Below are 20,709 nucleotides of genomic sequence, written 5' to 3'. Positions count from 1 at the left end.
CGTCATGATCATTGCGCCTGGGGGTCAGCCTGCGAGAAGCGCGGGCATTTCGCGCTGCAGCCAGGCATGCAGGCAGTCGCCGGTGACGGCGAAGGGGTCGTCGAACGCGGCCTGCAGATCCGGCCGCGCCCGCCACAGCAGTCGCACCGGGCGCGGCACCGGCGCGCCCGACGCAAACCGGCCGTAGCGCCACGGCCATTCCGCCGCCGCGATGAAACCGTTGGCGGCCACGGCGCGCTTGTACCAGTTGACCACCTCGTAGACCTCGACATTGTCCCGCCCGTAGCGCTCGGTCATGGTGTCGCCGACGCCGCCGATCTTGGTGAAATGGTAGAATTTCAGCGCCGCGCCGTTCACCAGCAGCGCGCCGTCGGCGCCGAAAGCCAGGCTCCGCCGGCTCAGGTTCCAGCTCGCGACGTTGCAGCCGGGGTCGCGCTCCACATGCACGCCGTCGAACAGCCCCGGCACCAGGTCGCAGTATTTCTGGTCGGTGAACAGCCCGGCCTCGACATCGTCATAGCACGCCTGCCGGGTCACCGCCGACCACCACGCGGCGAAGGCGCGTCCGTTGTCGTCGTTGCGCACGGCGACGAAGCCGAGATTGTAGGTGCCGTATTTCAGCGACGTCAGCTCGTTGTCCGCCATGGCAGGCAGCCCGTCATTCGCTGCGAGCTGGTGCGGCGTCAGCACGATGGAGGCGTCGTCCAGCCGCCGCTCGATCCCGCTCAGCGGATGGAATACGGCGATATCGGGATCCAGATAGACCACCTTGTCCGCACCCCGCCGCAGCAGCATTTCGAGCATCGCGCCCTTCACGGCGGTGCAGGCCTCCACCAGGTCATGCTTGAACATCCAGGCGCGGAAGCGCGGGATATCCAGCGCGTCGGCCCGCATCACCGCGTCGAACGGCGCGAGAGCGGCATGCAGGTCCAGGTCCGGCGGCGGCTCGTCCACCACCAGCGCCCACAGCGTCCAGTCCGGATGCGCGGCCCGCAGGGTCTGCGCCAGCACGCGGGCGCGCGACAGGTAGCCGAAGGTGAAGCTGGTGAAACAGACGGTGCCGGCCATGTGTGCGTCAGCCAGATCCGGCGAGCGGTGAACGAAAATACGTGGCCAGCCGCGCCAGCGTCACTTCCAGCATGCGTGCCTCGCCGGCATCGAGCGTCGCGTCGCCGCTGGTCCACTCCCACGCGTCCTCGGCGCCATGCCATCCCGACAGCCGGCGCGCATCGCCCGGCGGAACGATCGCCCCATCCAGCATGAGGCGGCCGACGGCGACGCCGAGGCGACGCTGGTCGCGCGCGGCGGAGGAGAGCTGCGCCGGCACCACGCTGCGCGACACGAGGCGGATGATCCCCGCCTGCGCCGGCAGCGCGAACCGCCACCCATCGCCGTCGCGTGCCGGCAGGATCACCGCGTCACCGGCAATGACGCGCAACGCCGGGTCGGGCGTGGCCAACCGGTCCGGATCGGGGCCGTCCGGCGCGTCCAGGGCGACCGTGGCGGTGGTGCCGCAGGCGAGCAGCCGTGCGGGACGGAGGGCTGCGGCCGCACGCTGCTCCGCATAGCGCACGGCATGCAGATCAAGGAAGAAGCGCAGCAGCGCGGCGTCATCGCGCAGCACCACGCCGCGGTCATGCCGGCGCACGGCGTCGGCCACATTGCCGGCGCACGCCAGCGCCACCACATCGGCTCCTGCCGCAAAGGCCTCGTGAGTCACGTAGGAGAACGTCTCCGGCCACGGCGACAGCACCAGCACGAGGTCGATCTGCAGCGCCGCCAGCGCCGCGACCATGGCGAAACGGTCGTCACGATCCACCTGGGCGGGAACGCCGATGAGTCCGTCCATGGGCTGCAGCGTCTCGGCAATGGACAGGTGGTAGAAGCGATAGGCATCAAGGGTCCGCGCCTGCTCCACCAGCGTGCGGAACAGGGGCCAGCCCTTGTGCGCCATCGGGAACCCGACGAAGGCGACGCGGACCGGCAGGTGCTGCCCGCTCGCTGGCGCTTCGGCGTCGCCCTCCTGCAGCACGAGGTTGGCGTGCACGCGGGCCGAAAGATGCGGCAGTCCGGCCGAGCGCAGCCACAGCTGCAATGCTGCGGGCGACGGCGCCAGCACATGGAACGGCACCGCATCGAACAGTGCCCGCAATTCGGCGCGATAGCCCGCCCGTTCGCCGCCATACACGCAGATCCGGCAGGCCATGCTGTCCTCGGGCGGGGCGCCACAGAACAGCGCGTCGTCGCGCAGCAGGTTGTAGCCTTCGCACAGCGAGGCATAGTCGTGCAGCCAGAAGAAGCTATGCCGTGCCTGCAGCGCGGCGGCGACGGCGGCCAGCACGCGCCAGCGATGCCCGAACACGGAATGGACGGTGAAGATCCGCGCCGGCGCCGCCGTGTCTGGCAGCAGCGCCAACGCCGCCGCCACGGCCTCGCCAGTGGCCAGGCCGAGGAACCGGCCGTCGAGCACCACCTGCAGCAGGGCCGGCTCGTCGCCGCCGGGGTCCAGAGTCAGCCGGGCGATCGCAGGCGAAAGGTGCAGGTAGGCGAAGCGGTCGCCGTTGAACAGCGCCTGCTCGTCGGCGATCAGGATCTGGACGCCGCCGGTGACGTCGATGTAGCGGTCATGACTGGCCGAGACCACCAGCCCGTTGGCGCCGACGCAGCGTGCGGCGATGGCCGCATGCAGGTCCGGCGCCTCCAGCCGGTCGGCGTCAGCCGGGGCATCGTAGCCAAGCGGGCGCGCACTCGGCGGCGTCGCGGCCTCCACGACCGCCCGCAGCGCGCCGCCGGACCGGCGCGGCTGGCGCCCTTCGGCCCGGCCGTGGGTGACGTAATGCTGCAGCGGATCGATTCCCGCCGCGGCGATGTCGGGATTGGCGGCAAGATAGTACCGCGTATCGAACCAGCTGTTCGGGTTGCGCCCCTCGCGCCAGCCATGCGCGTGGAAATGCGTGACCGGATCGAGCGCCAGGCGGCCGATATCAGGATAGATCGCGCGGTAATAGGCCACGTCCACATGCGGGGCGATCGTTGCGGCGCCCGGGTCGGCATAGTGCTCGGACCGCGCTCTGGCCGCATCCTGTTCCGGCGGCGCCGTGTCGCCGGGCGTGGTCGCCGCGACCGGGGCGAGCGTGAACCGGGAATGGATGATCGCCGGATCGCTCCGGGCCGTTATGTCCGATGCCAGGCCGGTCGAGCTACCGGCCGGCTTGCTGCGCGAAATGGCGTCCATGCGTCAGCGGCCGTGCTACGCGAACGCCAGCGGCTTGGCAATTCATTCCATGGCCGACCGCCGCCGGCTTGGGGAGCTCAACCGATTTCGGCGGGCACGCCCAGCCGCGCGGCCATTCCGCGTAGGGCCGCGGCGTCGGGCCGGCGCATGATTTCGGCTGCGGCCGCGGGGGCCATGCGGTCGAGCACGCGGCGCAACGCCACCACGTCGTGCATCTGCCCGAACACCTGGCAGGCCTCGCGGTGCCAGCCGATCATGACGAAGCCGAGGCCGGCATGCAGCGCCAGCGCCGCATCGCTGTCGGCGCGGACATAGGCCACCACCTGCCGCAGCCTTGCCGCCTTGCAGGCCACCAGCAGGTCGCGCAGCAGAGCCCATCCGACGCCCTGGCCACGAAACTCCGGCAGAATCCACACCGCACTGCGCGCGCAGTGCCCGAAGCCGTCGCCGGACAGGTATTCCGTCACATGGGCGAACCCGACCAGGGCGCGGCCGCGGCAGGCGACCAGGAACGGGGTGCCGCGCGGCAGCAGCCGCCGGAACCGCCGGGCGGCGGCATCGGCGTCGGTCGCATCGTCGAACACGCCCTCGCCGTTGCGGATGCAGGCTTCATAAAGGCCGGCGATCGCCGCGGCATCGGCGGCGCGGGCGGGGCGGACGACGATATCGTGGATGTCGATCGGCATGAATGGCGTCCGTGCTCGCATTGGTCTTGAGCCAGACTACGCCGTGCCGAGGGCCGCGCATGTGAGCTGGACCACAGGTTCCAGCGAACTTCGCGTGATCGCCGCCGCGATCCGTCGTCCGGGCGCCGGCCGCGGCTGGCCGGCGCCCGGACATGCGGTCAGGCGGCCGTCTTGGTCAGGAAGTCGCGATAGCCGAACAGCCCCACCTGGCCGCCGGTATGCACGAATACGACGTTCTCGTCCTTGCCGAACTGGTTCTTGCGGATCAGGTCGATCAGGCCGGCCATGCCCTTCCCGGAATAGACCGGGTCGAGGAAAATGCCCTCCAGCCGCGCCAGCATCCGCACTGCCTCGGCCATGCCCTCGGTCGGGATGCCATAGCCGGCGCCGACATAGTCGCAATTTGCCTCGACCGCCTCGCGGCGGATGCCGCCCTTCAGCCCCAGCTTCTCGGCGGTCGCCTCGGCCAGCTTGTGGACATTGGCCTCCTGGCGGTCCCTCGGCAGCCGCACGCCGATGCCGAGCACGCGGATGCCCGAATTCAACGCCTCGAACCCGGCCACCAACCCGGCCTGCGTGCCGGCGCTGCCGGTGGCGTGCACGACCCGGTCGATGCGCAGGCCCTTTTCATTGGCCTGGGTCAGCAGTTCCAGCGCCACATTGGCGTAGCCCAGCGCGCCGGTGGCGTTGGAGCCACCGCCAGGGATCAGATAGGGCTTGGCGCCGGCGGCCTTCAGCCGCTCGCCCACGTCCTCGATGGCCTTCTGCATGTCGGTGCCGCCATCGCGGTACTCGATATCGATGCCCAGGATGCGGTCCATCAGCACGTTGCCGCTCTCGAGGTAGTCGGGATCGTTGGTCTGGACCCGGCGCTCCAGCACCGCCGTGCATTTCAGGCCGAGCTTCGCCGCCACCGCGGCGGTCTGGCGGACATGGTTGGACTGCACCGCCCCCTGGGTGACGATGTGGTCGGCGCCCTGCGCCAGCGCCTCGCCCATCAGGAACTCGAGCTTGCGATTCTTGTTGCCGCCGGTGGCCACCCCGGTGCAATCGTCGCGCTTGATCCAGAGCTGTGGCCCACCCAGCGCCTTGGTCAGGTTGGGCATGAACTCGAGCGGCGTGGGCGCGTGGCACAGCTGCACGCGGGGGAAGCGGGCAAGATGCATGGGGGTCTTTCCTGGATTTGAGTCTGTAACGCCGAGGCGTCTCGTCTGTTTCCGCCATAAAGGGCGGCAAATCAATCCCGGCCGTTGCCCAGGCCGGCCCTGGCGGCGCAAAATGGCATCTGCCGGCGGAGTACCTACGTATCGGGTACGAACGCAGGGAGGGAACGGGACATGTTCATTCACAGGCGACGCGGTTGGGAGATCCCGGAGCGGCTGGCGACACCGGAGGCCCTCGTCCTGGGCCGTCGCGCGCTGGCGGGCAAGGCCGCCGCCGGGCTGGGTGTGATCGCGGCAGGGCTCGCCGCCACGCCCGCCGAGGCCCAATGGAGTATTTTCGGCGGCGGCAAACCGGCGCCGCAGCCGCCGCGAAAGGCGCTGGAGGCCGCGCGCAATCCGAAATACGACGGCGGCCGGCCGCTGTCGCCGGAAGAGGACGCCACCACCTACAACAACTACTACGAGTTCGGCAGCTCCAAGTCCGTCTACGGCGCCGCCAAGGCGCTGCCGGTGGAGCCCTGGAGCATCGCCATCACGGGCATGGTCAAGACACCGCGCAGCATCGCCTTCGAGGACCTGATGAAGCAGGTCACCCTTGAGGAACGTGTCTATCGCCACCGCTGCGTCGAGGCCTGGGCGATGACCGTGCCCTGGGTCGGCTTCCCGCTGGCCGAGCTGGTGCGCATCGCCGAGCCGCAATCCGACGCGAAGTACCTGGTGTTCACCACGCTCGCCGATCCCAAGACCATGCCCGGCCTGCATCAGAGCTGGTATCCCTGGCCCTATATCGAGGGCGTGACCATCGAAGAGGCGAACAACGAGCTCGCCTTCCTGTCGGTGGGCATGTACGGCAAGGTGCTGCCGCCGCAGAACGGCGCGCCGATCCGGCTGACGCTGCCGTGGAAATACGGGTTCAAGTCGGCCAAGTCGATCGTCAAGGTCGAGTTCACCGACAAGCGCCCGCATTCGTTCTGGGAGCAGCTTCAGGACAGCGAATACGGCTTCTGGGCCAACGTGAACCCCGCCGTGCCGCATCCGCGCTGGAGCCAGGCGCAGGAACGCCTGCTGGGGAGCAACGAAATGGTGCCGACCCAGATCTGGAACGGCTACGGCCCGTTCGTCGCCGGCCTGTACGCCAACCTGAAGAACGAGCGGCTGTTCGCTTGAGCGCCACGGGCCCCATCGCCGCACGCATACTGGCGGTGATGGCGGCCGCCTGCCTCGTCGGCGCGTTCGCGCTGGCGATCCTGCTGCCGCCTTTGCTGACACTGACCCGGCTGATCTCCAGCATCGACCATTCCATGCTGCTGGCGCTGCAGGATGCCGTGCGCGCGCATCTGGGCGACTGGACCTGGCGCGTGCTGTTCCTGCCGGTGCTGCTGCGGCCCTGCTGGCTGGTGCCGCTGGCGCTCGGGGTGATCCTGGGCGGGGTGGCAATGAGCATCGATTCCGGCCGCGGCCTGCCGGGCTCGCAGCGCTGGTGGAATTGACCGGCTTTCGCGCCTGCGCCATCACACCACACGTGCAATACGGGGGGAGGGCGCCATGAGGGCGGCGGTCGTGACGGAAGACGGGCTGGCGGTGCGCGAGGTGGCGGTGCCCACCCCGAAGCCGAACGAAGTGCTGGTGCGCGTGCGCGCCGCCGGCCTCAACCGGGCCGAGTTGCAGATGGCCTCCGGGCACCGGCACGGCGCGCTGGGCGGAATCGGCGCCGTCGTCGGCCTGGAATGGGCGGGCGAGGTGGTCGAGGTGGGTGCCGACGTGCCGGACTTGCGCCCCGGCCAGCGGGTGATGTGCTCGGGCAGCGGCGGCTACGCCGAGTACGCCGTGACCGACTGGGGCCGTGTCAGCCCGATCCCCGCCAACAACATGAGCTACGAACAGGCCGCCACCCTGCCGATCGCGCTGCAGACCATGCACAACGCGCTGCTGACCAACGGCCGGTTGCAGCCGGGCGACGGCGTGCTGATCCAGGGCGCCAGTACCGGCGTCGGCCTCATGGGGCTGCAGATCGCCCGGCTGATGGGGGCAGGGGTGGTCATGGGCTCCTCCACCAATCCTGAGCGGCGCAAGCGCCTGACCGAGTTCGGCGCCGATGTCGCGATCGACACCACCGACCCGGCATGGCCGGAGGCGGTGCAGGCCGCCACCGGCGGCAAGGGGGCCGACCTCATCATCGACCAGGTCTCGGCCAGCGTCGCCAATGCCAACATGAAGGCTGCCGCCATCCTCGGCAGGATCGTCAATGTCGGCCGCCTCGGCGGCGCGAAGGGCGAATTCGACTTCGACCTGCACGCGCTGAAGCGCATCGCCTATATCGGCGTCACCTTCCGCACCCGCACGCTCGACGAGGTGCGCGAGATCACCCGCCGCATGCGGGCCGACCTCTGGGATGCCGTCACCGCCGGCAAACTGCGCCTGCCGATCGACCGGATCTTCCCGCTGGAGGAGGCGGCGGCGGCGCAGGCGCATATGCGCGCCAACGCCCATTTCGGGAAGATCGTGCTGGCGATGTAGGCAAGGGGGGCGGCGTCGCGCCGCCGCCCCCGGCTGCTCAGGCCACCGCCTTGACCGCGCCCGGCCGCAGATGGGCCACGCGCGGCTTCACCTCCTCCTGGATCAGGCGCAGCGAGTTGTGCCAGGCCTGCGGGTCGTGGACATAGTCGAAGCCGAACACCAGCAACTGCCCGAAGCCGCCGACCTCGTGGTACACCTGCTCGATCTTCTCGGCGACGGTCCTGGGCGAGCCCACCAGCCAGTTGTGGCGGGCGCAGTACTCGACGGTAACGTCGGAATCGGCCACCTCCGGATCGTGCTTCAGGTAGTCCTTGAAGCCGAAATTCGCCAGCAGCGGCAGGAAATACTCGCCCATCATCCGGCCCATCATGCTGCCGACCGACAGGCGCCACGCCTCCTCGTCCGTGTCGGCCACGAAGATCTCCCGCACCAGGCGCCAGTCGGCCCGGCTCGGGGTGCGCCCGGTCCTGGCCGCGCCGGCCTCGACCGAAGCCCAGTGGCTGCCGACATAGGCCGGGTTGAGGTTGAGGCTCATGGGAATGAAGCCCCGCTCACCCGCGAGCTTCAGCGTATCCGAGTTCTTCGACAGCCCGGCGACCCCGATGGGGGGATGCGGCGTCTGCAGCGGCTTGAGATGGGGCTTCAGGAACCCGAACATCGCCTCCGGCTTGGACACCTGCCAATGCTTGCCGGCGTAGTCCCACGGCCCGTCCTCGGTCCACATCCTGAGGATGATATCGAGCGCCTCGCGCGTCATCTCGCGGTTGACCCCGGACATGCCATCGACATGGAACATCGCCCAGTCGCTGGGCAGGCCGCTGGCCGCCACGCCGAAATTCAGCCGCCCGCCGGACAGGTGGTCGAGCATCGCGGCACGGTTGGCGAGCTCGGCGGGGTGGTGATACGGCAGCAGGAAGCCGCCAGGGCCGATGCGGATGCGCCTGGTCTGCAGCAGCGCCTGGGCGACCAGAAGATCCGGCGCGGGGTGCGGTTCCCAGGGGGCCGTGTGATGCTCCCCGATCCAGGTCTCGGTGAACCCGAGGTCATCGAGCCAGCGCAGCGTCTGCAGGTCCCAGTCGTGGCCTTCCTTGAGGTCCCGCTCCGGCGGATGCGACGGCATCGTGAAGTAGCCGAATTCCATGGCCGTTTCCCTTTTCGCTATGCCGTGGGGTCGTTGCCCAACGTCCGAAGCATAGCCAGGGATGATGGTCGCGCAGCACCGCCCGGGTCAGCCTCCCGGCGGTTTGATCGGCAGGCTCGCCGGGATGAGTTGCGTGAGATCCGGCTGCACGACCGTCATCCAATAGGCCGCGGCACAGCCGACCTCGGGCGGCAGGAACGGAAGCTTCTCGTGCAGCCACGCAACGATCGTGGCCCCAGCCGGCAACGATGCCTGTGCCGATGCGGCGGCCCCGGCGAGGCGCGGATTCGACGCCAGCTTCAGGGCCTGGAACCTGAGCTGGATGAGGCTTTGCAGCCGCTTGTCCAACGCCGCGCAGGCGCTGTCGGTCTGTTCGTGCATTCGGGGGTACGCGATCCCGCCGGCGCCGGCGAGCACGAGGGCGAGCAGCAACAGCTTCATGGCGCCTCCGCCAAGCCTCTCATGGTGCATGATTTCCCCACCGGCACCGGCACGATGGTGTGGGCGGCAACATCCTTCGCTATGAACGGTAAAATGCGGACGCGGCGGTTGCGCCTGGAACCGTACAATGCTGTATGTCGCCAGTCGGAGGCAGACCGGGGATCGTGCGCGTGGACGTGACTGGACATCTGGATTTGTGTGGGCCCGAACTGGTCGAGGGCTGGATCTTCTGGCACCGGGAGCCGGCACGGAAGCTGGAGTTGCAGGTGTTCATGGACAACCAACTGGTGGGCGCCTGCATGGCGGACCTGTTCCGCCAGGACCTGCGTGATGCCGGGCTTGGCGACGGTCATTGCGCCTTCAGCTTCCGCATCCCCGAGGGTACGACCATTCGCGATTTCGGCTCCACCAGGCTGCGCCTAACTGGCTCGGTGCTGTACCTGTTGCCGGACAACCACACCACGTTTGCACCCGCTATCCAGCCGTCTGCGATTGCGCAGGTGGCGCCGCAGACGACCTGGGGAAGGGTGCGCTAGCCGCCTCCTGACGCCTGACGTCGATTGGGCTCAGCACCCCACCAGCCCGCGTGCGATGGCGATCACGCGGCGGGCTTCGGACCACAGCGCGAAATCATCGAACCGGTCGAACGTCGCCCAGGCCACTTCAGTGATGTCGTCGCCGGCCACCGGCTCGCCACCCCGCCACTCCGCGGCGAAATCGATGATGGTGTAGTGGTAGCGCACCCGCCCGTCGTCGTCGCGATGGATGCTGTCGACATTCGCTGCCAGATGCAGCGGGCCGACATCCAGCCCGGTCTCTTCCAGCAGTTCCCGGCGCGCGGCATCCTCAGCGGTCTCGCCGAGTTCCTGCGCGCCCCCAGGCAGGCTCCAGGCGCCGACATTCGGCGGCCTGCCACGCCGCACCAGCAGCACTTCGCCAGGCCGCAACACGACCACGCCGATGCCGACCATGGGTCGCGGCGGATATTCCCGGCTCATTGCACCGCAGGCTTCGCCGCGTCGTCCGCGGGCGGGCTCCCGGGCTGTGGCGTGGCAGCGGCCGGCGCCGGCTCGGACGCCTTCAGGTCGTCCAGCGTCGGCACGAACGCCTTTTCCTTCCACGACCCGACCTGATAGGTCCAGCCAGCCACGCGCGCCTGCAAGGCTTCGGCCTCGGCCTTCGCCTTGTCCTCGCCGGTGGCCGCGAACTGCGCCCAGATGTCCTTGTCGGCCTTGAACACGGTCACTGTAACCTTCAGGCCGTCGGTCGTGGTCATCACGGCGGTGCCGATCTTCTCGCCGGACTGCTGCGCCGCCGGCTTCACGTCCGTCAACGTCAGCGCTTCAAGCCCACGGCCGATGTCCTCCAGCCGGTATTCGTCGAGCTTCGGATGCTCCGCCGGCGATTTCAGCGTCAGCTTGTCGCCGTCGCGGCCGAATTCCAGCGTCGCATCGCCGCGCTTCACCTCGATAGTGGCGATCCTGGCGTGGTCGATATTGGCGATGTCCCGGTCGAACCAAAGCTGCGGGTCCGCGTCCACCGGCAGCCGGCCCTCGGCCAGCCAGGACCCGGCCTCGCCGGGGCGGCGGACGTAGATGGACTCGGGCACGTTGCCCTGGGTGCGCACCCGGCGATGGCCGACGATCAGCTCGGCGATCGGCTTGCCGTTGCTGTCCAGCACGCGCAGCAGGTTCGAATTGGACGTGGGGGGCTGTGCATCCTCGACGCCGAGCCGGCTGTACTGTGCGGGGTCGGACGTGCGCGGCTCGGTGATACGCAGCTCGGTCAGCCCGGTCAGCAGTTCGCGCAGCTTGTCGGCCTGCACCGGGAAGCCGCCGCGATCGGCCAGCCCCCATTTGCCGTTCTCCTGCGCGATCACCATGGTCTTGCCCTGGTGCGTCACCTCGATGCGCCTGGCATCCTGCAGCTTCGCCGCCAGCCCGGGGAACACCAGCGAGCCGGGCGCAACCTCCATCTGGCCCACCGGCGTGGTGCGCAGGCCGAACTGCCAGCCGGCCGCCAGCGCCGCCGCGGCGACGGCCGCCAGGATGAGCGTGTTGCGCGGCTTCATGCCCGGGCCCTCGCGCGTTTCTGCCGCCGGACAAATCCCAGCACGATCGCCAGCACCGCCAGGATCGCCGGAACCATGGCGATGTTGAACAGGCGCAGCTCGTTCTGCAGCCGCGAGATGTCGCGGCGCAGCTCAAGCTGCACGTTGCGCAGCTTCACCCGCGTCTGCGTGATCTCCTTGCGCAGGTCGTCGATGGTTGCGCGCTGCTGCTCGGTGATCACTGCGGCCGCACCCGCCTCGCCGCGGCCGGTGCGCAGCTCCGTCAGCTTCTTCTGCGTATCGGTCAGATGCGTCTGCAACTGCTGCTCTGTCTGGCGGAAGCGGGCCTCGGCGTCGCGCTGCATCCCCTCGACCAGATCGAACGGCCGCAGGGAGGAGCCGCGGCTGCGCAGCCCGATCAGCGCGTCTCCGCCGGCAAGCGTGCCGACCAGGTTGGCGACGAACGGGCCGTTGTCGCTGAACGGCGCCGCGTCCTGCTGGCCGAAGAACTCCTGCACGCGTACCCAGTAGCGGTCGGCGAGGATGTCGGAATCCGCGACCACCACCATGTTCGCCGGCCCGTCCGTCTGCGCCTTGAACGCGGGGAAGTTGTCCGGCCGCTTGGCGTCCTTCGGCAGGTCAGGCGGCCCGGTGAAGGCCGACTTCAGCACGCCGCGCACGCGCGCCGCGATCACCCGCGGCCCTCCCTCCGGCTTGAACTCGGCGAGGATCTTGGCGGGATCGGGGAAGTTCTTGACCTTGTCGACCGCAAGCGTGCCGGACTTGTCGCTGGAGCTCAGCAGCGGCGTGAAGCTGATGTCCGCATCCGGCTTCTTCGCGATGAAGCCAGGCGAGGCGACGGTCACCTGGGTCAGGTCGGCGGTGGCGGGGTCGTCGTGCGACACGCCGTTGCGGATGTTGAACCAGGCCACGTAATCGACCGCCTGCACGCGGTCGCCGGGGCTCGCGCGCACGCGCCACGCGCCGTTCAGGTCGCCCACCACCGTCTTCGGATCGAACGTGATGCCCCAGGCGTCGAACAGCTTGGCGAGATTGCTGGAGGTGTCGCTCGGCGGCTGGCCGGTCGGGCTGGGGGCGGCGGCCTGGGCCTCGCTGTGCGGGTCCACCATCACCATCAGCCGGCCGCCGCGCATGACGAACTGGTCGATGGCGTACAGCGCGTTGTCCGACAGGTTCTGCGCCTGGGCGACCAGCAGCACCTGGATGTCCGGGTCGATCACCTGCGCATCCGTCTGCACGTTCTTCACCGCGAAGGTCTGGCGCAGTTGCAGCATCGACACCCACGGCGCACCCGCGCCCTGGCCACGCATCATCATCATGCGCGGGTCGCCATCCAGCGGCAGCGACGACATCACGCCGACCACCGGGCGCTTCGGGTTCGACAATTCGTAGATCAGCCGCGTCAGGTCGTATTCCAGGAAGCGTTCGCGCTCCGGCTGGAAGAAGGCGATCGTCCGCTCGTCGTCCAGCAGGTTGCTGGCGGCGAGGCCGAAATAGACCTGCTCGCCGGACTGATCGATGGGCACGCCCTGCAGCCCGTAAGCCAGGGCGCGGTCCTCGGTGTCGCTGAACGGCTCGGGGTCGTAGAACTCCAGCTTCACCTTCCCTTGGGAAACGCCGGCGTATTCGCGCAGCATCTCCTGCACGCGGTCGGCATAGGCGCCGTAGACGGGAATGCGGCTGCCCAGCGCGCGCGAATAATAGAGCCGCAGCGTCACCGGCTCCTTCAGGTCGGCCAGGATCTTCCGCGTGCCGTTGGACAGCGTGTACAGCCGCTGCTGCGTCAGATCGAGCTTCGCGCCGGCCAGCCGCGTGTCGGCCAGCATGTTGACGCCCACCAGCATGGCCGCGACGGCCACCACGCCCAGAACCGAGAACCAGAGACGACGCATTGCCTTAGTCCGCCTTGCGATGCTCGACGATCACCGTGTTCAGGAACAGCCAGAACCCGATGAAGGACGCGAAGAAGATGAGGTCGCGCAGCGAGATCACGCCGCGGGTGAAGGACTGGAACCGCTCGGCCACCGACAGCCGGCGCGCAACATCGGCCAGCACCGGAGCATTGCGCGACAGGAAGTCGGTCACCAGCGGATAGGACGCGACGGCGAAGATGAAGCACACCGCCACCGCCAGCACGAACGCGATCACCTGGTTCTTGGTCAGCGCCGACAGCGCGGCCCCGATCGACAGGAACGACCCCGCCACCAGCAGCGAGCCGAGATAGCCGGTGGCGATCACGCCGTTGTCGGGCCGGCCCAGGATGTTCACGGTGATGACGAACGGAAAGGTCAGCAGCAGCGCGATGGCGCAGAACGCCCAGGCCGCCAGGAACTTCCCCACCACCGCCTGGGCCTGGGTGATCGGCAGGGTCAACAGCAGCTCGATCGTGCCGAGCCGCCGCTCCTCCGCCCACAGCCGCATGGTGATCGCCGGCACCAGCAGCAGGAACACCCACGGGATGAAGTTGAAGAACGGCGCCAGGTCGGCCTGGTTGCGGTCGAAGAAATTGCCGAGGTTGAAGGTCAGAACACCCTGCAACGCCAGGAAGATGACGATGAACACCACCGCCACCGGGGTGGCGAAATACCCGCCGAGCTCCCGGCGGGCCACGATCAGCGTGTTGCGCATGTCAGGCTGCTTTCGGCTGGGTGAGGGCGCGGAACACGTCGTCCAGCTTGCCGGAGGGATGGCGCTTCGCCAGCTCGGCGGGCGTCGCGTCGGCGACCACGCGGCCATTGGCGATGACGATGGCGCGCGAGCACACGGCATCGACCTCTTCGAGGATATGCGTGCTGATGACGATGGCCTTGCTGGGCGCCATGCGCGCGATCAGCGTGCGCACCTCATGCTTCTGGTTGGGATCGAGCCCGTCGGTCGGCTCGTCCAGCACCAGCACCGGCGGGTCGTGCAGCAGCGCCTGCGCGAGCCCCACCCGGCGCTTGAAGCCCTTCGACAGCGTCTCCACCGGCTGCATGCGCACCCCGGCCAGCGTGGTCAGGCCGATCGCGTGGTCCACCCGGTCGGCCAGCTCGCCGCCGGAATAGCCGCGGATGCGGGCGACGAATTTCAGGAACGACAGCACGGTCATTTCGGGATAGGTGGGCGCGCCCTCGGGCAGGAAGCCCAGCATTTTGCGCGCCGCCACCGCATCCGCCTGCACGTCGTGCCCGCAGATGCTGGCGCGCCCGGCGGTGGGGGTCATGAATCCTGCGAGCATGCGCATGGTGGTCGACTTGCCGGCGCCGTTCGGGCCCAGGAAGCCCAGCACCTCGCCGCGCGCGACCTTGAACGACACGTCGTCGACCGCGGTGAACGCGCCGAACCGCTTGGTCAGCCCCGCGATTTCGATCAAAGGGGATTCAGTCTGGCCTGTCACGGTGTCTCCCCCGGCATTCACGTCAGGGTGGCCGGAATAACGTAACTGCCGAACAATGCAACCCGGGGCGGCCGTGTATGGGGGCGCAATGAACGGAGTTTAACCCGAGTGCAAGGTGCGGAACGCCACCGTCCGGTCGAACAGCCGCAGCAGCAGCCGCACCGCCCGCCCGCGTTCGCCGGTCAGCCGCGGGTCCTTCTGCAGCAGCAGCTCGGCGTCGCGGCCGGCCATGCGCAGCAGGCCCTCGTGCTCGATCGGATCGGCGATCCGCCAGCCCGGCAGCCCGGACTGGCGGGTGCCCAGCAGGTCGCCGCCACCGCGCAGGCGGAAATCCTCGTCGGCGATGCGGAACCCGTCATCGGTGTCGCGCAGCAGGGTCAGCCGGCGCCGCGCCGTTTCCTGCAGGCCGTCATCGTGCAGCAGCAGGCAGAAGCTGACGGCGGCGCCCCGGCCCACCCGCCCGCGCAGCTGGTGCAGCTGCGCCAGGCCGAAGCGCTCGGCGTGCTCCACCACCATCACGCTGGCCTCGGGCACGTCCACCCCCACTTCGATCACCGTGGTCGCGACCAGGATGCGGGTGCGGCCCGCGGCGAAATCGGCCAGGGCGGCCTCGCGCACGGCGCTGTCCTGCCGCCCATGCGCCAGCCCGACGGCGGCGCCGAAGCGGGCATGCAGGGTGGCGAACCTCTCCTCGGCGGCAGCGAGATCGATCTCCTCGCTCTCGCTGACCATCGGGCATACCCAGTAGACGCGGGCCCCTTCATCGAGCTTGCGGGCGATGGCATCGACCACGTCCGGCAGGGTGGCGAGCGAGTGCAGGGTGGTCTTCACCGGCGTCCGCCCGGCCGGCTTGCCGGTCAGGCGGCTGACCTGCATCTCGCCCCAATGGGTCAGCAGCAGCGTGCGCGGGATGGGGGTGGCGGTCATCACCAGCACGTCCGTCACCAGGCCTTTCTTGCCCAGCAGCAGCCGCTGGTCCACGCCGAAGCGGTGCTGCTCGTCGATCACCGCGAGCCCGAGGTCCTTGAACGCAACGCCCTGCTGAACCAGCGCATGGGTGCCGACCACGATCGGCAGCGAGCCGTCGGCCAGCCCCTCCAGGATGCGGGCGCGCGCCTTGCCGGTGACAGACCCGGTCAGCAGCGCCGCCGGCACCGGCGAGAGCCGCTCCAGCGTGCGCAGATGCTGGCGCGCCAGGATTTCCGTGGGCGCCATGATCGCCGCCTGCGCCCCGGCCTCCACCGCGCGCAGCATCGCGAGAATTGCCACCAGCGTCTTGCCCGCACCCACATCGCCCTGCAGCAGCCGCAGCATGCGCCGAGGTGCCGCGAGATCGGCATCGATCTCGGCCAGCACGTCGCGCTGAGTGGGCGTCAGCTTGTGGCCGAACGCGGCCAGGGCCTTCCGGCGCAGGCGGTCGTCGCCCGCGAGCGCGCGCCCGGGCCGGTCGCGCACGCGCCGGCGCACCACGGCCAGCGCCACCTGTCCGGCCAGCAGCTCGTCATAGGCCAGGCGCTTGCGCAGGGCCGGGGAGGGGGGCTCGGCCGGCATCTGCAGCGCCCGCAGCGCGGCGGTGAACCCGGGCCACCGCTCGCGTTTCAGCAACGCCGCATCGTGCCATTCGGGCAAGGCCGGCAGGCGGGACAGCGCGTCGACCACGGGGCGGCGCAGATGCCAGGCGAACAGCCCGGCGGTGAGCGGCCACACCGGCTCCACCGCCGGGAATTGCGCCGGCTGGCCGGCGGGGGCGATGTGGTCGGGGTGGACCATCTGCCCGCGGTCGTCGAATTTCCCGGATATCAGCACCTTCGCCCCCACCGGCAGCCGGGCGGCAGGAAACCGCTGGAAGAACACCAGATCGGCAAAGCCGGTGCCGTCGGTGACCGACACCTTGGTCGGCTGGCGCGCCGTCGCCGGCGGTTCGATCCGCACCACCTGCACCTCCAGCGTCGCCAGCTTGCCGGGCAGGGCGGCGCGGATGGTCGTCCGCTCCCGCCGGTCGATGTATGATTCCGGCAGGTGGAACAGCAGGTCGATGACGCGCTCCCCGCCCGCCGCGCGCGCGATCAGCTTGGCCACGGCCTCGCCGACGCCACGCAGGCTGGTCAGGGGTGCGAAAAGCGGGACGAGCGGATCGGGTTCCACGGGCTGACACTGATTGGGGGCACCGCTATATGACACCCCGCTCATGTCAGACAGTGTTTCCCCATCGGATACGCGGCGGCGCAGGCTGCTGTTTCGCGCCACCCACCGCGGCACGCACGAGAACGATCTGCTGATCGGCGGCTACGTCGCCGCGCGCCTGCACGACCTGACCGAGGCGGACATGGATGCGCTCGAAGAAGTCATGGAATTGCCGGATGCCGACCTGGCGGACTGGCTGACCGGCCGCCGCCCGATTCCCGCCGAGGTCGATTCGCCGATGCTGCGGGCCATCAAGGATGCCGCCGGAAACGACGTTGCCGTAAAAGACGGGGCCGGAAAGAACCGGCCCGGAAGGGCCGTTCACGAATGAGTGCTGTCACCGTCTTTGGCGCCCCCGAGGGCTGGGACGCCGTCCTGCTTGCCCGCCGTGCCGCCGAGCATGACGGCCCGCTGCTGCATGCCACCCGCGACGACGCCCGCATGGCCCGGCTGGCCGAGGCGCTGTCCTTCTTCGCCCCGGACATCGAAGTGCTGCGCGTCCCGGCCTGGGACTGCCTTCCCTATGACCGCGTGTCGCCGAACCCCGAACTGGTTTCCGAGCGCATCGCCACGCTCACGCGCCTGCTGGAGAAATCCGCCGGCAAGCGCATCGTCCTGACCACCGTGAACGCGCTGGTGCAACGCGTCCCGCCGCGCCACGTCTTCCAGGGCAGCAGCCGCGCGCTCGCCGTCGGCGGCACCGTGCAGCCCGAGGATCTTGCCCGTTTCCTCGAAGCCAACGGCTACGGCCGTGCCGGCACCGTGATGGAGCCCGGCGAATACGCGGTCCGCGGCGGCATCATCGACATCTTCCCCGCCGGCGCCGCCGACCCCGTGCGCCTGGACCTGTTCGGCGACACCATCGAGACCATCCGCAGCTTCGACCCCGCCACCCAGCGCAGTGCGGCGACCCTCGACCGCTTCGTGCTGCGCCCGGTGTCCGAGGTGTTCCTGGACAAGGCGAGCATCGCCCGCTTCCGCACCGGCTGGCGCGAGCTGTTCGGCGCTAAATCGGCCGAGGACCCGCTCTACCTCTCCATCTCCGAAGGCCGCCGCCACCCCGGCATGGAGCACTGGGTGCCGCTGTTCCACGACACGATGGAGACGCTGGCCGACTATCTTCCCGGCGCCTCCGTCAGCCTGGACCACCAGGCCGAGGAGGTGCTGACCGCCCGGCTGGAAATGGTCGCCGACCACTACGCCGCCCGCAAGGCGGTGCCGCGCGACGGCGAGACCCCATACCGGCCGCTGCCGCCGGAGAAGCTGTACCTGGACCGCGCCGGCTGGGACGCGATGCTGTCCCGTGGCCCGCTGTTCGCGTTCAGCCCCTTCGGCCGGCCCGACGACACGCCGGGCATCGATGGCGGTGGCCGGCCCGGCCCGGTCTTCGTCCAGTCCGGCGGCGGCGCCGGTACAAATGTCTTCGACCAGTTGCGCGCCCAGGCCGAACGCTGGAAAGGCGAGGGCCGCCGCCTGGTGGTCGCCGCCTGGACCCGCGGCTCGCGCGAGCGGCTGGCCAACCTGCTGCGCGAGCACGGCTTCCAGGCCGACACGGCCGAGGACTGGGCGAATGCCCAGAAGCTGCCGGCCGCGCTGGTCACGCTGGGGATCGAGCGCGGCTTCGTCGCCGATCGCGTCGCCCTCGTCAGCGAGCAGGATCTGCTGGGCGATCGGATCAGCCGCCCGCCGCGCCGGCGCAAGCGGGCCGACCAGTTCATCGCCGAGGCGACCGAGATCGCCGAGGGCGACCTGGTCGTGCACCAGGACCACGGCATCGGCCGCTATGACGGGCTGATGACGCTGACCGTCACCGGCGCGCCGCATGACTGCCTGCGGCTGCTGTACGACGGCGACGACAAGCTGTTCCTGCCGGTCGAGAACATCGAGATGCTGTCGCGCTTCGGCAGCGAGACCGCCGGCGTGTCGCTGGACAAGCTCGGCGGCACCGGCTGGCAGGCGCGCAAGGCGCGGATGAAGAGCCGCATCCGCGACATGGCCAGCGAGCTCATCCGCGTCGCCGCCGCCCGCAAGCTGCACGAGGCCGAGGTGATGGCGCCGCCGGAAGGCGCCTGGGACGAGTTCTGCGCCCGCTTCCCCTTCGCCGAGACCGAGGACCAGGCCCGCGCCATCGCCGACGTGCTGGAGGACCTGGCCAGCGGCCGGCCGATGGACCGGCTGATCTGCGGCGACGTGGGCTTCGGCAAGACCGAGGTGGCCCTGCGCGCCGCCTTCGTCGCCGCCATGTCCGGCGGCCAGGTCGCGGTGGTGGTGCCTACCACGCTGCTGGCCCGCCAGCATTTCCGCGTGTTCTCCGCCCGCTTCGCCGGCCTGCCGGTGAAGGTGGCCCAGCTCTCGCGCATGGTCTCCGCCAAGGAAGCCGCCGAGGTCCGCAAGGGCCTCGCCGACGGCTCCATCAACGTCGTCGTCGGCACCCACGCGCTGCTGTCGAAAGCCGTGACCTTCGCCGGGCTGAGCCTGCTCGTCGTCGACGAGGAGCAGCATTTCGGCGTCTCCCACAAGGAGAAGCTGAAGGCCATGCGCGCCGACATGCACGTGCTGACGCTGACCGCCACCCCGATTCCGCGCACCCTGCAGCTTGCGCTGACCGGCGTGCGCGAGATGAGCATCATCGCCACCCCGCCGGTCGATCGCCTCGCCGTGCGCACCTTCATCATGCCGTTTGACGCGGTGGTGATCCGCGAGGCCTTGCAGCGCGAGCGCTTCCGCGGCGGCCAGGTGTTCTGCGTGGTTCCGCGCATCGAGGATCTCGGCCGCATGGCCGAGCGCCTCGCCGAGATCGTGCCGGAAGCCCGCACCGTGCAGGCGCACGGGCGCCTGGCGCCCACCGAGCTCGAACGCGTCATGACCGAGTTCGGCGACGGCAAGTTCGACATCCTCCTGTCCACCAACATCGTGGAAAGCGGGCTCGACATGCCCGCGGTGAACACGCTGGTGATCCACCGCGCCGACATGTTCGGTCTCGGCCAGCTCTACCAGCTGCGCGGGCGCGTCGGCCGCGGCAAGCAGCGCGGCTACGCCTACCTGACCTGGCCGCCCAACCACCGGCTGTCGGTGGCTGCCGAGAAGCGGCTGACGGTGATGCAGACGCTGGACGCCCTGGGCGCCGGCTTCACGCTGGCCAGCCACGACCTCGACATCCGCGGCGCCGGCAACCTGCTGGGCGACGAGCAGAGCGGCCATATCCGCGAGGTCGGCATCGAGCTCTACCAGCAGATGCTGGAGGACGCGGTGGCGGAAATGCGCGCCGAGAAGGGCCGCCGCCGCGCCGACGACCGCGACTGGACCCCGAATATCGGCCTCGGCCTGCCGGTGCTGATCCCCGAGACCTATGTGCGCGACCTGCCGGTGCGCCTCGGGCTCTATCGCCGCATCGGCGCGCTCACCTCCGATGCCGAGACCGAGGCGATGGCGGCCGAGCTGGTGGACCGCTTCGGCCCACTGCCGGACGAGGTGGAAAACCTGCTGCAGGTGGTGTCCCTGAAACGCGCCTGCCGTGAGGCCGGGGTGGAGAAGCTGGAAGCCGGCCCGAAAGGCATGGTGCTGGGCTTCCACGGCAACGCCTTCCGCAATCCCGCCGGGCTGGTGTCCTGGCTCTCCAGCAAGGGCGGCCTGGTGAAGCTGCGCCCGGACCACAAACTGGCGATCGTGCGCGAGATGAACGTGGCTGAGCGGATGCGCATGGCGCGCGACATGGTCGAGAACCTGAACCGGATCGCCGGGCAGGCCAAGGCAGCCTGACGAAAAGCAAAGACGCTGTTCTCGAGCCCCTTCGATCGGGCCGCTTGCGGCCTGTATTCGGATTGTTGATTTGTGTTACAGTTTTTGATGTTGATAGAAAGTTCCAGTATCAAGAGGTAGAGAGCCGGCGCCGACA

18 protein-coding genes are annotated in these 20,709 nt (G+C 69.5%); 6 read left to right on the top strand and 12 right to left on the bottom strand.

All coding sequences use genetic code 11. The features are described 5' to 3' along the window. Nucleotides 1-24: 24 nt before the first annotated feature. From OL599_RS04735 to cuyA, 4 genes are all read right to left on the bottom strand, one after another. Nucleotides 25-1,068 carry a hypothetical protein gene (locus OL599_RS04735; protein ID WP_264712492.1) on the bottom strand — a complete coding sequence of 348 codons (1,044 nt, stop codon included), beginning with the start codon at nucleotides 1,066-1,068 and terminating at the stop codon, nucleotides 25-27. 7 nt (nucleotides 1,069-1,075) lie between these two features. After that, a complete protein-coding gene (locus tag OL599_RS04730) occupies nucleotides 1,076-3,235 on the bottom strand; it encodes a glycosyltransferase family protein (protein WP_264712491.1) in 2,160 nt (719 codons plus the stop codon). Between the two features lie 77 nt (nucleotides 3,236-3,312). Further along, nucleotides 3,313-3,921: a GNAT family N-acetyltransferase gene (locus tag OL599_RS04725; protein WP_264712490.1), complete on the bottom strand. Its 609-nt coding sequence runs from the start codon at nucleotides 3,919-3,921 to the stop codon at nucleotides 3,313-3,315. 158 nt (nucleotides 3,922-4,079) lie between these two features. Continuing rightward, the gene (cuyA, locus tag OL599_RS04720) at nucleotides 4,080-5,087 is read right to left on the bottom strand and encodes a D-cysteate sulfo-lyase (RefSeq protein WP_264712489.1); all 1,008 of its coding nucleotides are present in this window, start codon (nucleotides 5,085-5,087) and stop codon (nucleotides 4,080-4,082) included. A gap of 171 nt (nucleotides 5,088-5,258) precedes the next feature. Between cuyA and msrP the strand changes: the two genes are divergently transcribed. From msrP to OL599_RS04705, 3 genes are read left to right on the top strand one after another with little or no spacing between them, the layout of a single operon-like run. Next, entirely contained in the window at nucleotides 5,259-6,251 is a 993-nt protein-coding gene (msrP, locus tag OL599_RS04715) for a protein-methionine-sulfoxide reductase catalytic subunit MsrP (protein ID WP_264712488.1), read from the top strand. Continuing rightward, nucleotides 6,248-6,574: a hypothetical protein gene (locus OL599_RS04710; RefSeq protein ID WP_264712487.1), complete on the top strand. Its 327-nt coding sequence runs from the start codon at nucleotides 6,248-6,250 to the stop codon at nucleotides 6,572-6,574. Before msrP ends, OL599_RS04710 begins: the two co-directional genes overlap by 4 nt. Before the next feature lie 55 nt (nucleotides 6,575-6,629). Then, nucleotides 6,630-7,601: a zinc-binding dehydrogenase gene (locus OL599_RS04705; RefSeq protein ID WP_264712486.1), complete on the top strand. Its 972-nt coding sequence runs from the start codon at nucleotides 6,630-6,632 to the stop codon at nucleotides 7,599-7,601. 37 nt (nucleotides 7,602-7,638) lie between these two features. Here the strand turns inward: OL599_RS04705 and OL599_RS04700 are convergent, their stop codons facing one another. Then, a complete protein-coding gene (locus OL599_RS04700; RefSeq protein WP_264712485.1) occupies nucleotides 7,639-8,742 on the bottom strand; it encodes an LLM class flavin-dependent oxidoreductase in 1,104 nt (367 codons plus the stop codon). An 87-nt stretch (nucleotides 8,743-8,829) separates the two neighbouring features. Then, nucleotides 8,830-9,183, bottom strand: a complete 354-nt coding sequence (locus tag OL599_RS04695) for a hypothetical protein (protein ID WP_264712484.1) — start codon at nucleotides 9,181-9,183, stop codon at nucleotides 8,830-8,832. Between the two features lie 170 nt (nucleotides 9,184-9,353). On the opposite strand from OL599_RS04695, the gene OL599_RS04690 reads away from it, so the two are divergent. After that, nucleotides 9,354-9,719, top strand: a complete 366-nt coding sequence (locus tag OL599_RS04690; RefSeq protein WP_264712483.1) for a hypothetical protein — start codon at nucleotides 9,354-9,356, stop codon at nucleotides 9,717-9,719. A 30-nt stretch (nucleotides 9,720-9,749) separates the two neighbouring features. Here the strand turns inward: OL599_RS04690 and OL599_RS04685 are convergent, their stop codons facing one another. The 6 genes from OL599_RS04685 to recG all read right to left on the bottom strand — a co-directional run bounded on the left by OL599_RS04685 (nucleotide 9,750) and on the right by recG (nucleotide 16,820). Continuing rightward, nucleotides 9,750-10,154 (bottom strand): NUDIX hydrolase, encoded by a 405-nt coding sequence (locus tag OL599_RS04685; protein WP_456306678.1) that lies wholly within the window; start codon nucleotides 10,152-10,154, stop codon nucleotides 9,750-9,752. Between the two features lie 23 nt (nucleotides 10,155-10,177). Further along, on the bottom strand, nucleotides 10,178-11,254 hold the full coding sequence (locus OL599_RS04680; protein WP_264712481.1) for a DUF4340 domain-containing protein: 1,077 nt from the start codon (nucleotides 11,252-11,254) through the stop codon (nucleotides 10,178-10,180). After that, nucleotides 11,251-13,146: a Gldg family protein gene (locus OL599_RS04675; protein WP_264712480.1), complete on the bottom strand. Its 1,896-nt coding sequence runs from the start codon at nucleotides 13,144-13,146 to the stop codon at nucleotides 11,251-11,253. The genes OL599_RS04680 and OL599_RS04675 overlap by 4 nt, the downstream gene beginning before the upstream one ends. A gap of 4 nt (nucleotides 13,147-13,150) precedes the next feature. Next, entirely contained in the window at nucleotides 13,151-13,882 is a 732-nt protein-coding gene (locus tag OL599_RS04670; RefSeq protein WP_264712479.1) for an ABC transporter permease subunit, read from the bottom strand. Between the two features lies 1 nt (nucleotide 13,883). Beyond that, the gene (locus OL599_RS04665) at nucleotides 13,884-14,606 is read right to left on the bottom strand and encodes an ABC transporter ATP-binding protein (RefSeq protein ID WP_264712478.1); all 723 of its coding nucleotides are present in this window, start codon (nucleotides 14,604-14,606) and stop codon (nucleotides 13,884-13,886) included. Between the two features lie 123 nt (nucleotides 14,607-14,729). Further along, the gene (gene recG, locus OL599_RS04660) at nucleotides 14,730-16,820 is read right to left on the bottom strand and encodes an ATP-dependent DNA helicase RecG (protein ID WP_264712477.1); all 2,091 of its coding nucleotides are present in this window, start codon (nucleotides 16,818-16,820) and stop codon (nucleotides 14,730-14,732) included. On the opposite strand from recG, the gene OL599_RS04655 reads away from it, so the two are divergent. Both OL599_RS04655 and mfd read left to right on the top strand, forming a co-directional pair. Then, nucleotides 16,819-17,145 carry an FAD assembly factor SdhE gene (locus OL599_RS04655; RefSeq protein WP_264712743.1) on the top strand — a complete coding sequence of 109 codons (327 nt, stop codon included), beginning with the start codon at nucleotides 16,819-16,821 and terminating at the stop codon, nucleotides 17,143-17,145. The genes recG and OL599_RS04655 overlap by 2 nt on opposite strands. Continuing rightward, the gene (mfd, locus tag OL599_RS04650) at nucleotides 17,142-20,573 is read left to right on the top strand and encodes a transcription-repair coupling factor (RefSeq protein WP_264712476.1); all 3,432 of its coding nucleotides are present in this window, start codon (nucleotides 17,142-17,144) and stop codon (nucleotides 20,571-20,573) included. The genes OL599_RS04655 and mfd overlap by 4 nt, the downstream gene beginning before the upstream one ends. Nucleotides 20,574-20,709: the final 136 nt, after the last annotated feature.

Origin of the sequence: Limobrevibacterium gyesilva (genome assembly GCF_025989185.1) — a bacterium.
Lineage (GTDB): Bacteria > Pseudomonadota > Alphaproteobacteria > Acetobacterales > Acetobacteraceae > Limobrevibacterium > Limobrevibacterium gyesilva.
Note: the sequence above shows the minus strand (reverse complement) of the source record. Positions and strands in the feature narration are given on the sequence as shown.